Annotated in this window: 15 protein-coding genes; 8 read left to right on the top strand and 7 right to left on the bottom strand. The window is 60.7% G+C overall.

What is annotated here, in order from left to right:
* Window positions 1-37: 37 nt before the first annotated feature.
* From DFG60_RS12410 to DFG60_RS12400, 3 genes are all read right to left on the bottom strand, one after another.
* Window positions 38-532 (bottom strand): SOUL family heme-binding protein, encoded by a 495-nt coding sequence (locus DFG60_RS12410; protein ID WP_114572099.1) that lies wholly within the window; start codon window positions 530-532, stop codon window positions 38-40.
* Between the two features lie 88 nt (window positions 533-620).
* Window positions 621-1,475, bottom strand: a complete 855-nt coding sequence (locus tag DFG60_RS12405; RefSeq protein ID WP_114572098.1) for a hypothetical protein — start codon at window positions 1,473-1,475, stop codon at window positions 621-623.
* A 59-nt stretch (window positions 1,476-1,534) separates the two neighbouring features.
* Window positions 1,535-2,518 carry a YhdH/YhfP family quinone oxidoreductase gene (locus tag DFG60_RS12400; protein WP_114572097.1) on the bottom strand — a complete coding sequence of 328 codons (984 nt, stop codon included), beginning with the start codon at window positions 2,516-2,518 and terminating at the stop codon, window positions 1,535-1,537.
* A gap of 105 nt (window positions 2,519-2,623) precedes the next feature.
* On the opposite strand from DFG60_RS12400, the gene DFG60_RS12395 reads away from it, so the two are divergent.
* The 4 genes from DFG60_RS12395 to DFG60_RS12380 all read left to right on the top strand — a co-directional run bounded on the left by DFG60_RS12395 (window position 2,624) and on the right by DFG60_RS12380 (window position 6,780).
* A complete protein-coding gene (locus DFG60_RS12395; RefSeq protein WP_114572096.1) occupies window positions 2,624-3,424 on the top strand; it encodes a class I SAM-dependent methyltransferase in 801 nt (266 codons plus the stop codon).
* Window positions 3,417-3,884, top strand: a complete 468-nt coding sequence (locus DFG60_RS12390) for a transposase family protein (RefSeq protein ID WP_114572095.1) — start codon at window positions 3,417-3,419, stop codon at window positions 3,882-3,884. The genes DFG60_RS12395 and DFG60_RS12390 overlap by 8 nt, the downstream gene beginning before the upstream one ends.
* The gene (locus tag DFG60_RS12385) at window positions 3,877-4,971 is read left to right on the top strand and encodes a transposase (RefSeq protein ID WP_332871689.1); all 1,095 of its coding nucleotides are present in this window, start codon (window positions 3,877-3,879) and stop codon (window positions 4,969-4,971) included. Before DFG60_RS12390 ends, DFG60_RS12385 begins: the two co-directional genes overlap by 8 nt.
* A 159-nt stretch (window positions 4,972-5,130) precedes the next feature.
* Entirely contained in the window at window positions 5,131-6,780 is a 1,650-nt protein-coding gene (locus tag DFG60_RS12380) for a glycosyl hydrolase family 28-related protein (protein ID WP_114572093.1), read from the top strand.
* A gap of 48 nt (window positions 6,781-6,828) precedes the next feature.
* On the opposite strand, the gene DFG60_RS12375 is transcribed toward DFG60_RS12380, so the two are convergent.
* Window positions 6,829-7,650, bottom strand: coding sequence for a DUF1028 domain-containing protein (locus tag DFG60_RS12375; protein WP_114572092.1), 822 nt, complete (start codon window positions 7,648-7,650; stop codon window positions 6,829-6,831).
* A 116-nt stretch (window positions 7,651-7,766) separates the two neighbouring features.
* Window positions 7,767-9,170 (bottom strand): YfcC family protein, encoded by a 1,404-nt coding sequence (locus DFG60_RS12370; protein ID WP_114572091.1) that lies wholly within the window; start codon window positions 9,168-9,170, stop codon window positions 7,767-7,769.
* Window positions 9,171-9,386: 216 nt separating this feature from the next.
* Between DFG60_RS12370 and DFG60_RS12365 the strand changes: the two genes are divergently transcribed.
* Window positions 9,387-9,737 carry a VOC family protein gene (locus DFG60_RS12365; RefSeq protein WP_114572090.1) on the top strand — a complete coding sequence of 117 codons (351 nt, stop codon included), beginning with the start codon at window positions 9,387-9,389 and terminating at the stop codon, window positions 9,735-9,737.
* Window positions 9,738-9,808: 71 nt separating this feature from the next.
* Here the strand turns inward: DFG60_RS12365 and DFG60_RS12360 are convergent, their stop codons facing one another.
* Together DFG60_RS12360 and DFG60_RS12355 are read right to left on the bottom strand one after the other, a co-directional pair.
* On the bottom strand, window positions 9,809-10,222 hold the full coding sequence (locus DFG60_RS12360; protein ID WP_114572089.1) for a VOC family protein: 414 nt from the start codon (window positions 10,220-10,222) through the stop codon (window positions 9,809-9,811).
* A 17-nt stretch (window positions 10,223-10,239) separates the two neighbouring features.
* The gene (locus DFG60_RS12355; protein WP_114572088.1) at window positions 10,240-10,767 is read right to left on the bottom strand and encodes a hypothetical protein; all 528 of its coding nucleotides are present in this window, start codon (window positions 10,765-10,767) and stop codon (window positions 10,240-10,242) included.
* A gap of 104 nt (window positions 10,768-10,871) precedes the next feature.
* Between DFG60_RS12355 and DFG60_RS12350 the strand changes: the two genes are divergently transcribed.
* The 3 genes from DFG60_RS12350 to DFG60_RS12340 all read left to right on the top strand — a co-directional run bounded on the left by DFG60_RS12350 (window position 10,872) and on the right by DFG60_RS12340 (window position 12,777).
* Window positions 10,872-11,375 carry a hypothetical protein gene (locus DFG60_RS12350; protein ID WP_114572087.1) on the top strand — a complete coding sequence of 168 codons (504 nt, stop codon included), beginning with the start codon at window positions 10,872-10,874 and terminating at the stop codon, window positions 11,373-11,375.
* Entirely contained in the window at window positions 11,372-12,262 is an 891-nt protein-coding gene (locus tag DFG60_RS12345; RefSeq protein WP_114572086.1) for an aldo/keto reductase, read from the top strand. The genes DFG60_RS12350 and DFG60_RS12345 overlap by 4 nt, the downstream gene beginning before the upstream one ends.
* A 65-nt stretch (window positions 12,263-12,327) precedes the next feature.
* Window positions 12,328-12,777 (top strand): OsmC family protein, encoded by a 450-nt coding sequence (locus DFG60_RS12340; protein ID WP_114572085.1) that lies wholly within the window; start codon window positions 12,328-12,330, stop codon window positions 12,775-12,777.
* Window positions 12,778-12,780: the final 3 nt, after the last annotated feature.

Genomic DNA, 12,780 nt, shown 5'->3' with positions numbered 1-12,780 from the left:
ACCCCCGAAGCCTATGGCCTCGGGGGTGTCTTGTCGTTCACTCGCGGATTTTGACGCGGACCTCGTTCTTCCGCAGCATCGGCGGTACGGCAGGACCGTTGTAGAAGGCATATTCCGCCTCGCCGACCGGGACGAAACCCGTCTTCTCGAGCCGTTTCAAAAGCGTCCGCTTCTTCCGCTCGAGCCGTTCCTTCGTCGCCCGTCCCTTGAACGACAGGACGGCGTAGTCATGGGCGGGAACCGCTTCGATCCGGACGTGTCCGTCGGTCGGCGCCGGGACCGAGTCGAGCTTCGGCAGGACGAATGCCATCTCCTTGTTCGCCGTCCCGTGATTCAGGTGCAGCACGGGGGCCGTCATCTTGATTTTCTTCTGCTCGGCATTCCCCTTGTTGATGTAGCCGAACAGACGGCGGAACGCCTGGTCGTCACGTGCCTCGAGACTCGCCGTCTTCGCGATCGTGATCTCCGGGTAGTGCCGCAGTTCGATCTGCTTCGTCTTCTTCAGCTTGTCGTACGGTACTTTCTTCACCATTCGAATCTCCCCTTTCCCTACTGCTAGTTCCCGTTATCGGACGAAAAAACACCTCCTTGAGCTGCAGCTCGAAAGAGGTGTATCCTGATTATTTCCCGGGATCACGCGCGAGACGGACCCGTGTCGACCCGTTGTCAGGGAAGGCTTTCAGTTGCAGCTTCTCCCCCTCGTACCACGTCCCGTACTCCGTCTCGACCGCCGCGTCGAGCGCTTGAAGCGCTCCTTGCGCGCCGGGGACGTTCATCCAGTCGATCGCCTCGACGACTCCGTCCGAGACGACGAGCAGGTAGCCCGCGTTCGAGAAGTAGTACGTGTTGACCGCATCCTGTTGTGTGTTGCCGAGCTTTCCGTACTTCGCCTCAAACTCCGCGACCGGTTTGCCGAGGTATTGCTCCGGCTGCTCGATCGGTTGGCTCGGAATCGCCGCCGCGAGCGCGCCGAGCAGCTCCTCGTCGCTCGCTCCCTTCGGCGCGTCGAGCGACACGTCCGATTCCGGCATCCAGCCGTCGATGGCATCGGTCAGCTGAAGGTGGACCATTCCGTCTTCCGTCTCGAGCACCTGATAGACGTCTCCGAGGTCCGCCTTGTAGACGACCTGCCCGCCTGACGCTGATGCGAAGACGTTCGCGAACGGCCGCTTCACCCAGGCCGCCTGTTCGATCTCAGGCTTTTCCTTTTTCTCTTCCTTCTTCGCCTCAGGCTTCTTCTCTTTTTCTTTCGCCTTCGGTTCCTCTGCCTGCTCAATCGGCTTCTCGACGCTCGTCGTCGCCTTTTCCGGGCTGTCGTCGTTCGTCTGGACGAGATATGTCCAGCCGGAGACGATCAGAGCGGCAGCGAGTACGCCTCCTGCTCCGAGCAGGCGTCTACTGCGCTTCTGGCGCCGGCGTTCGTGGCGCGAGACGCGTTCATTCTCGGCCTGAGTCTGTTGATGTTCTTCTTTCATGTTGATTCCCCCTCGCCATGCTTTTCCACCATTCTAACATGGCGACACTTCCTTATTTCCTAAAAAGCGATGACAGTTCTCCCGCGATGCGTCCCAGCGAGCAACTGTCCGACGACTTCCGGCAAAGCGTCGAGCGGACGGACCTCCGCCATCTCGTCGAGCTTCGGCAGACGCCATTCCTGGCCGAGCAACTTGAAGAGGCGTTCCCGGTACGCGATCGGCTGCTGGACGGAGTCGATGCCGATCAAGCTGACGCCGCGCAGGATGAACGGGTAGACCGTCGCCGTGAACTCAGCTCCGCCAACGTTTCCGCAAGCCGTGACGACGCCGCCATATCGGACACGCTTGAGGGCGGACGCGAGCAACGGGCCGCCGACCGTGTCGATGACTCCTGCATACTCGCTCTTGAGCAGCGGACGACCGGAATCGTCAAGCAGCTCGTCGCGCGAAAGGACGGTCTCAGCCCCCAGTCCCTTCAGCCAATCCGCCGCCTCCTGCTTGCCGGAGACCGCGTGGACGGTGAAGCCGATCCGGTGGAGCAATGCGACGGCGACGCTGCCGACGCCACCCGTCGCCCCTGTGACGAGGACCGGTCCATCCTTTGGCGCGATCTTCTTGAGCAGCTCATCGACAGACTGGGCCGCCGTCAGTCCTGCCGTCCCGAGGATCATCGCCTCGCGCGCAGACAGCGTCGACGGCAACGGCGTCACCCAGTCGGCCGGGACGCGGATGTATTCCTGAAACCCGCCCGACGTGTTCATCCCGAAGTCGAACCCGTTGACGACGACCGTCTGACCGGGCGAAAAACGATCGTCCCTTGATTCGACGACCATACCGGCCGCATCGACGCCCGGCGTGTGCGGATAGTTCCGCGTCACGGCCTTGTTGCCCGACGCGGACAAGGCATCCTTGTAGTTGACGGACGAATAGCGGACCTTGATCAGCACATCCCCCTCCGGTAGCTCCGAACGGTCCTTCTCCTCGATCCGTCCCGTGAAATTCCCGTCCTCTTCCCGAACCACGTACGCACGAAATCTCTCCATCTCGATCCCTCCTGAAGTCATTTTCTGTCGACCATCTTTCCGATTGTCGTCTTTCCCTTCGAATGATACCGTTGATGCATACAAAAGTCACCGGGAGGTACGGCCATGAAACAGAATATCTATGATGATCCGGAGTTCTTCTCCGGATATAAGGCACTGCGCGAACAGGCGCACAACTACAACGTGCTGCTCGAGCAGCCGGCCCTTCGCGCACTTCTGCCAGACCTGGCCGGGAAGACGGTGCTCGACGCCGGCTGCGGCGCGGGCGACCTGTCCGCCTATCTGACCGCGCGTGGCGCGACGACCCACGGAATCGATTTGTCGGAGAAGATGTTAGCGCTCGCGCAGAAACGCTATCCGGAGTTGTCGTTCGAGCGGCTTGCCCTTGAGGACATCGCGTCACTCGAAGAATCGTATGACCTCGTCGTCAGCTCGCTCGCCTTTCATTATATCGAGGACTATACCGGCTTGATCGCATCGATCCGTGAACGGCTGAAGCCGGGCGGAGAGCTCCTCTTCTCGATCGAACACCCGTTGACGGTCGCAGACAAGCAACGCCGCTACTGGGTGAAGGAGGCGGATGGAACGGACCACTACGCGTTCGACGACTATCAGGAAGAAGGGCGCCGTGAGTCGCGCTGGTTCGTCGACGGCGTCGTCACCTTTCACCGGACGTTCTCGAGCCTGCTCCGCCCCTTCCTGAACGCAGGATGGACGCTCGAGGCGGTCGAGGAACCGGTCCCGTCGGAAGAGGCGATCATGCAGATGCCGCGAATCGCGCGCGAGCTGCGGAAGCCGTCCTTCCTGATCGTCAAGGCGAAGAGGTTCTTACGCGTGTTAGGTGAAGGTGTCGACCATCCGTTATCGTTGTATAATCAGGGAAAAGGTCGTGAAGACAATGGATGACATCCTGAAAAGGTTGGATGAAAGACTGTCGGTCACATCGGTTGTCATGGAAGAAAGCCAGATCCGTGTTGAAGCTCGGCTGTCGAGCAACGGTGCATCATGTCCGCGATGTGGCTGCCATTCCTCGAGACGTCATAGTCTGTACACCCGGACCTGGATGGACGTCCCGGAGGGAGCGATGCCAGTCTCTGTCCGTCTTGCGTTGCCGAAATGGTTCTGTGACGAGAAAGGATGCGCCCAATCCGTGTTCGCCGAGCGACTCGAGTGGCTCCCGTCCTACAACCGCCGGAGTTCCCGTCTGGACTCACAGATACGTGCGCTCGCTTTTTCGATGAGCGCCCTACAGACCGAGCGGGTCTGTTCACAGTTCGGCATCAGGATAAGCCACGACGCCGTGCTCCGTCTGGTCTACAAGACAGGCGTCGACGAGTCGGCCAGCCCCTTTCGTCGGAATCGATGACTTCTCGCTACGACGGGGACACACGTACGGAACGATCATCTGCGACCTGAGGACGGGCCGGCCGATCGACCTATTGCCCTCGCGTGACACGGAGGCCGTATTGGAATGGCTCGACGCTCAGCCACGAATCACCTTGGTGTCCCGCGACCGCTTCCTGCCTTATGCGGAGGCGGTCCGTCTGACATCGCATCCCGTCGTCGACGTCCTCGACCGTTTCCATCTGGTCCAGAACCTTTGGAAACTGTATGAAACGGCGGTCGCGTCCATCCTGCCGAACAAGATCTTCTTGGATGAGGAGGAACAGTCAGAGACGATCACGCAGCAGGACGAGGCCGAACGGAAGAGATGGGACCATCCGACGTGGCATCGGGCGTTGGAAATCAAGAAGGCGAGGGCAGAGGGTGAATCGATTGCCTCGATCGCTCGCCGTCTGGCGATCAGCCGGAACACCGTATACAATGACATCCATCGTGAAGCGCCAATCATATGGGGCAGGAGGAGCAGGACGCACGAGGTCCAACAGTGGAAGGGGCGCATCATCGAACTGGAGGAAAAGCACCTCACGGTGCAGCAAATCCTTGAGACTGTGAGGAGTGAAGGATACACAGCCGCATCCAGGGCCGTCCGGCTGGTCGTGGAAGCGATACGGCGCGACCGTCGAAACGTATCCCGCTATCCAGAGCCGCCGTTCTTTTCCCGGAGGCGCGCACTCGGATACCTATGGAAATGGCACATGGGAGACGCTCCCGAGCGCAGGGAGGTCGTCGACAAGCTCTTGGTCCGCTTCCCGGAACTCCGGCCAGTCTTTTGTTTCGTCCACAGCTTTCGCGAGTCGATCCGACACAAGGACGGACCAGGTATGCTCGCCCTGTTGACGTCAGAGTTCGAACGCAAGGACCGGTTTACGATCCGGTTCGTCCGGCGACTACTCAAAGAAGCGGAAGGAATCAAGAACGCCTGTGAAAATCCCGAAAGCAACGGTCTTGTCGAAGGTCACGTCAACCGGCTGAAGTTGGTCAAGCGTACCATGTATGGGCGGGCCAGTTTCAGACTCTTGCGGATCAAGGTCTTACATCATCCATCCTAAAACATATATCGATATATCAACAGATTCTGTCGAGGGGTTCACCCGAATTTATTCCCCAACATTGCGTAAGAACCGCGAAGAAAACGGAAAATCCCGCTTGAATGAGGACACGCACGGGAACAAAGGTAAGGACAAGTAGTCTTCAAAGGAGTTGTTCGTATGCTTACCTTAGATCCACACCATGACCCGAAAGACAACGCCCGCCTGATCGCGGAACACGTCGAGAGCGCGAGCAATCGCGAGGCGATCACCGCGGCCGAGGCGATCATGCAAAAAAGCGCCTGGGTCGAGCCGCTGCGCGACCAGACGCTCGGACGCATCCTGCGCGCGAAGATCTCGCCGCTCTTCCTGACCGACCGTTCGAAGCACATCCTGCCCTTCACGCCCGCCTTCGTCGGCGCGGACGATCTTGTCCGGCCGAGCTGGTTCGGGCGTCTCAAGTACGCGCTCGAGCAGTTGCGCGGACACGTCGAGACGGTCGACGTCCGCGACTTCGGTGCGAAGGGAGACGGCGTGACCGACGACACGCTCGCCTTCAAGGACGCGCTCGGCGACGGCCATCGGCAGGTCATCGTCCCGGAAGGCGTCTATGTCGTCCGCGGCATCCGCCTGCCGAGCTGGTCGATCCTGACCGGTGCCGGCAAAGGCAAGACGATCATCACGTTCCACTCCGATACACCGAAGGGTCGGCGCCTGATCACGAACGACAGCTATACGCTCGGCAACAGCCATCTGCTCGTCGAGAAGCTGACGCTCGACTGGAACGTCGAACGGCTCGGCGAGGCGAAGAAATCTTGCACCTGGGGGACGCACTCGAGCTGCCTGACATACGCCCGCGTCACGTTCGGTTTCGCCTTCGACGTCGAGGCACGCAATCCTGGGTTGCACGGATTCGACGTGACGACGCCGTTCTACAACTACAACGGGGACGGGGCACGCGCTGCCGGCAGCAGCTCGTTCGTCTGGTTCGACGGCCTGACCGGCTACGGCTTCGGCGACGACGGCATCACGACCCACCACAGCGACCATCTCTACATCTCGAACTGTTACATGCACGATCCGTCCGGACGCGCCCACAAGAGCGGTTTCTCGAACTCGAACGGGATCGAAATCGACGACGGGTCACGTGACGTCTGGCTCTTCAACAACGCGACGGCACGCTGCTTCGGCGGCATCGAGGTCAAGGCGCACGCGACGTCGTCCGCCGCCTCGACCGTCAAGATCGTCGGTCATCTGTCGGCCGGTGACCACCGCTCGTTCAACTTCCGTCACATCGGTCACCACCATGCGACCGATCCGACGTCGCAGACGGCCTACAACATCATCGCGACGCGCCTCGTCTCGATCGCGCCGCAGTACACGCCGCTCTATGCGAACTCGAAACCGCGTGCCCTGATCGTCTCCGCTTATCGCAACGTCGTCGTCCACGACTTCACCGTCGTCGGCGACCCGGACTACGACTACCGGGACGAGCCGGTCATCGGCATCCAGTACAAGGCACGGAACGTGACGCTCAGCCACGTCCGGATGAACGGATTCCGTACGGCGAAATGCGATATCCGTGTCTTCGGCGGCGACAACCGGGCGGATCACGTCTGCCTCGACCACGTCCAGATCGAGAACTCGGCGAAGCACGGCATCACGATCGGTCCCGCCATCGAATCGGTCCGCCTCGCGAACGTCTCGCTCAAGGGCGACGGGATGATCGGCCTGAACGCGACGTCCGAACCGGCGCTCGAACGGTTCGTCGCACAGGGCTTCAAGACGGCGATCCGGGCAGCGAAGACGGAACGTCCGACGCAAGGTTGACAACAAGAAGAGCGATCGCCCGCGCGGGTGATCGCTCTTTCGTCGTTATTATTGCCCGCGCAAGTACGCGAGGACACGTGAATCGATCTTCCGGTCATGCTCCCGCATCTCGAAGTTCTCGGTATGCAGATAGCTCCGGAGCGCATCGTCGAACGTCGCCCCCGTGTAGCCGAGCTGTCCGATCTTCTCTGCGATCTCCTGCTCGAGCTCATCGTCGATCGGGATGATCTCGTCCTCACGGCTCGGCTGCAGGTACAGCTCGTGCAACGCATAGATCCGCTCAAGCTCCCCGATCGGACTCGGGTGGTCGTCGACGCGTAAGTCGACGAACCGGTCGTTGAACCCGCCGTATCCGCCCTTCTCCTTGACGACGAGCAAGGCAGCCGACTGCATCCCGCGTGCGTCACCGCCCGCCTCCTGCCCTGCGGCGAGCGCTTTGAGCAGGCGCTCCGCGAGCGGTCCGTCCGTCGCTTCGAACGTCCTTGCCATCGCCTCGACCGTCTCGGCACTGACCAGGATGTTCCCTTGCGCGGCGAAGTGCTTGCCGGCAATCCCCCCGGCCCAGTCAGAGCAGTTCGCTCCGGTGTAGGTCGCACTCCGCCCCTCCGCGTCGATGATCCCGACCTGTCGCTCGGCGCGTCCCGTGTCCGCGTCGGTCAAAAGCTTGATCACCTCTTCAGCCGACTTGCCTTCCCGGATCAGGCGGAACGCCTCCGGTCCGTACGTCGTGTTCGCGAACGACTGGGTCGCGACGGCGCCGACGCCTGCGACGGCGAACGGGACGGCGCTCCCGACCGCGAGGAACTTCGACTGGACGGCGACGCCCCATTCCTTCTCCTTCTCACAATAACCGACGATTGAATATGTCATCCTTCTTCCCCCTTCAGCACACAGCTTGAATATCTTAGATTCGAATCATCACCCGCATGTTCCTGCCTTTCACACGAAACAAAAAAGGTCTTCGACAAGCGAAGACCGTGCAGGAATCATTTGATGCCGAGCATGACAGCGAGCAACAAGGCGCAGCAAGCGAGCACGATCCAGATCGCGAACAGCTTGCCGACGAAGCGGAGCCAGCGCTCGTACGGGATGCCGGCGATCGCGAGGAACGCCATCAGGTGGGCGCTCGTCGGGAAGACCATGTTCGTCAGCCCGTCACCGTACTGGAAGGCGAGGACCGCGACCTGACGCTCGATCCCGAGCAGGTCGGACAGAGGTGCCATGATCGGCATCGTCGTCGCGGCCTGTCCGCTGCCGGACGGGATGAAGAAGTTCGTGATCAGCTGGACGGCATACATCCCGATGACGGCGAGTGACGTCGGCAGATGACCGACTGCCTCCGACAGACCGTAGATGACCGTGTCGATGACGCGCCCTTCCTCAAGGATGACGACGATCGCACGGGCGAACCCGACGATCAGCGCGCCGAACGTGACGGCCTTCGCCCCGTCGATCAGGCTGTCGAACGTCTTATTGACACCAAGGCTGGCGAGGCCTGCGACGAGGCCGATGATCAGGAACGAAGCCGTCAGCTCGGTCAGGTACCAGCCCCACTCGAATATGCCGATGACGTTGAGCGTGATTCCGCCGACGAGGACGAGCAGGACGAACGCATGCCGCTTCGTGAACTTCTCGAACTCGACGGTCTGCGTATGCCGATGCTGCTCCAGGTCATGGACGAGACTCTTCGTCGGGTCCTTCTTGACGCGCGACGCATAGCGCCAGACGTAGGCGATCGTCACGGCAAGGAAGACGAGATAGACCGCCGTCCGGTAGCCGAGTCCGCTGAAGAGCGGTACCTCCGCGATCGACTGGGCGACGCCGACCGTGAACGGGTTGAGCATCCCGCCGGCGAAACCGACGGCTGCACCGAGGCTGACGATGGCCGCACCCGTCATCGCGTCATAGCCGAGCGCCCGTGCGAGCATGATGCCGATCGGGACGAAGATGATCGTCTCCTCCGCCAGCCCGATCGTCGCGCCCGCGATCGAGAACAGGAACATCGTCGCCGGGATCATGATGTGTCCCTTCTGGCCGAACCGGTTGATCAACTGGCTGATGCCGGACTCGATCGCGCCCGTCTTGCGGATGATACCGAAGACGCCGCCGACGAGGAAGATGTAGAAGATGATGGCTGCGCCTGCCTCCATGCCTTTCGGGATCGCCTGGAACAGGCCGAAGAAGTCGACCGGCGCCGACTCGACCGCCTTGTACGTGCCGTCGACGACGACCGTCTGCCCGTCCATCTTGTCGCGGTCGAACTGACCGGCCGGCAAGACGTATGTCGCGATCAGCGACAGGACGAGGATCGCCATGATGATCGCGTATGTATGGGGCATCTTGAAGAACGTCCTGTCTGTCTTTGGTGTTTCTTTCGGGGCTAGGTTCATGATAGTTTCCTCCGTGTTCTTTCTCTCTTATATAGTTGTCCCCTAATTTTGGCAATGAAAACCCAGTTCTCATTATTTTCATCGTCATCTTCTCAGATTCTAATTCATTTCCGGAAAAAGAACAGACCGAATCATGATTTCCCGTCATTTTTTTAGACAGGAGGAAGGGCGACGCACCTCGAATCCATCCAGAGAACGACTAAAGGAGGGAAACACATGAATCCGATATTGAACCGGATCGGTACCGTATTCGTACCGGTCAAGGACATCGAACTGGCGCGGGATTGGTACGCCGACCTGCTCGGACTGCCGGCGGGCGGTGAGATTTTGTTCGGTCACCTGCACGTCATCCCGATGGACGGGACGCGGATCGTCCTCGACAGCAAGATTTTTTCCGAGGAGCGCGTGTTCGACGTGCCGCCGTTCCATCTCGACACGCAGGACATCGAGCAGGCCTATGCCTACATGCAGTCGAAACGGGTCGAGCTGACGACAGGGATCGAGCACGGTCAGTGGTTCAACTTCAAGGATCCGGACGGCAATCACCTGATGATCTGCCAGTGCTGATCCATCCTGCACGCACACAAGCAACACCCCGGAGATACGTTCTCCGGGGTGTTGCCGTCTTATCCATGAACTCACTCACTCTTTGGGCAGTCGAGGTCCCAGATGATGCCGAACTTGTCCTCCACCTTGCCATAGATCGAGTTCCAGAACGTGTCCTGCAGTTCCATCCGGACGTCGCCGCCGTCACGCAGCGCGTCGTACACCTGACGGATCTCGTCCTCCGACTCGAACGTGAACGCGAGCGAGACGTTCGAACCCTTCTCGACCGGACGATCCGGTGTCGTGTCGGAGAACATGAGACGGCGTTCCCCGTCCTTCAAGTGTCCGTGCAGCACGAGATGATCCGCTTCCGGCGACGGTGAATAGTCCGTCTCGCCGTACGTCTGCACCTGCTCGATCTTCAGCTTGAAGGTTCGCGCGTAGAACTCCATCGCCTCGCGTGCATTTCCGTTGAACGTCAAATATGGAATGATTGGACCTTTCATGATTTTTTCCCCTCTCGTCATGTGTTTTCGATCCGGACGCTGAGTCCTGAGTTCGCCCCTGCCGGCAAGCCGAGCGCGGAGTCGAACGAGGTCGACACCCGCAGATCCTGCAGCAGGCGGTACGGATTGACCTTCTGGCCGATCTTCTCCTCGGAGGCGGCGCGTGGACTCGCCACTTCCTTCGCCCGGTACACCCGGAGCGTCTCTTCCGTTTCCCCTGCCTGCAGGCAGAGCGCGCGGATATAATACCGGTTGAACTCGGCCTCGGCCAAGCTCTCCCCTGCGTTCTTCGGCACCTTGACGAGCTGGACGCCGCTCGTCGTCCGCCTCGCCTCATACGTCTCGAAAAAACCTTCGAGCGAAGCAGCGAGCGTCTGCTCGTCGCCACTTCTCATCGCTTCCCGCAGCAGGCGGTGGAACTGGACCTTGCCGTCGTTCGTCAGGCGCGGACTGACGAAGTGGTTGACCTGGCGCAAGTCGAAGTCGAGCTCCTGCTCCATATACAGCCGCGTTCGCGGTGTCAGGTCCTCGAACCGGAATGCCATCCTCATTCCCCCTTTCTTCCACTATCCGACTTCCCGTTCCGCTGCCCGATTAATCCCTTCTGAAGTCGGGTACTGTTTTCAGAGAGAAGCAAAGGAGGCGGCTTATGCAGACGGAACAGCACTTCTTCGAAGATGACGGGACGATCCCGAACAACCGACGCTTCCCAGTCCTGCTCTACCATGGGGTATTCACGAACCCGGACGCCATCCAAGCGACGTTCGAGGCGAACGGCTGGGGCAACAGCTGGGTCGACGGCATCTTCGACTTCCATCATTATCACAGCACGACCCACGAGGTACTAGGCGTAAAGAGCGGTCAGGCAACGGTCCTGCTTGGCGGACCGGACGGCAAGACGTTCGACATCGCAGCGGGTGACGTGCTCGTCCTGCCTGCTGGGACGGGACACCGGCGCCTGGAGGCGAGCCGGGATTTCGCGGTCGTCGGCGCCTATCCTGGGGGAAGCGACTACGACACGCTGACCGGGGAGTCAAATGAGCGGCCGGACAACGTACGGCGAATCGAGACCGTCAAAAAACCGGCGACCAATCCCGTCCTCGGCGTGAACGGACCATTGATCGACATCTGGAAAGGAGAGGAACACTTATGAACGATACACGGCATACATTGATTCTCGCGGCACTGAAACAGAACACGGTCGTCCTGCATGACGACACGCACGTCCGCGTACTCGGACAAGGGACATGGCGGATGGGTGAGGATGAATCGAAGCATGACGCAGAGATCGAGGCGTTACGGACAGGTCTCGACTGCGGCATGCACCTGATCGACACGGCGGAGATGTACGGCGAGGGGCTGGCCGAGGAACTCGTCGGCGAGGCGATCAAGGACCGTCGCGAGGACGTCTTCCTCGTCTCGAAGGTCTATCCGCATAACGCGGGCGGCGACAAGCTCATCGCGGCATGCGACGCGTCGCTCAAGCGGCTCGGGACGGATTACCTCGACCTGTACCTGCTCCACTGGCGCGGCAGCGTCCCGCTCGCGGAGACCGTCGAAGGACTCGAGCAGCTGAAGGCGGACGGCAAAATCCGCCGCTGGGGCGTCTCGAACTTCGACGTCGACGACATGAAGGAACTGCTAGCACTGCCCGGCGGCAAACACTGCGCCGTCAATCAGGTGCTCTACCACCTCGGCTCACGCGGCATCGAGTACGAGCTGATGCCGTACTTGAAGGAGAACGGCATCCCGGTCATGGCCTACTCGCCGCTCGCAGAAGGCAGCGACGTCCGCGACAAGCTGTTCAACGATGCGACCGTCAAACGGATTTCTGAGGAATACGGCGTCACCCCTGCTCAGCTCCTGCTCGCCTGGAACGTCCGGAGCGGTGACGTCATCGCAATCCCGAAGGCGGGTCAAGCGGCGCACGTCGAGGAGAACGGCGAGTCGATCCTGATCCACCTGACGGACGAGGACCTCGCGGCGCTCGACGCGGCCTTCCCGCCGCCTTCCGGCAAGGAACCGCTCGACGTCATCTGAACTTGAGCAAAATCGCACCTCCCTGCCTCCCGCTCGCGCTATGATGGAAAGCAGAGGGGGTGCTTTTGTTGAAACATGAATTCCATTTGAAAGCCGACTGGCCCGGGCTGCGCAACGACGTCGGGGACATCGAGTCGGGTGAGCTGAAGACGCGCATCTCGATTCCGCGCGAGATGGACGGACCGGGCATCGGCACGAACCCGGACGAGATGCTGCTCGGGGCGGCCGCGACGTGCTATATCATCACGCTCGCCGCGATGCTCGAACGCAACCAGATCGAGAAGACGTCACTGACGCTCGAGTCGGTCGGGACGGTCGACGTGACGGACGGTGTCTTCACCTACGAGAAGATCACGCATCGTCCGACGCTCCTGCTCGCGAAAGGTTCTTCCGACGCGGACCTTCGCAAGGCACATCGCCTCGCCGAGAAGGCGGAGTCGTCCTGCATGATCACACGGGCGCTGCAGGGCAACGTCGAGATCGCGCTCGAGGCGACGGTCGAAATCGAGGCATGAGAA

The sequence above is a fragment of the Exiguobacterium flavidum genome, from assembly GCF_003344535.1.
GTDB classification, from domain to species: domain Bacteria; phylum Bacillota; class Bacilli; order Exiguobacteriales; family Exiguobacteriaceae; genus Exiguobacterium_A; species Exiguobacterium_A flavidum.
This window is presented reverse-complemented; position numbering and strand designations above follow the sequence as displayed.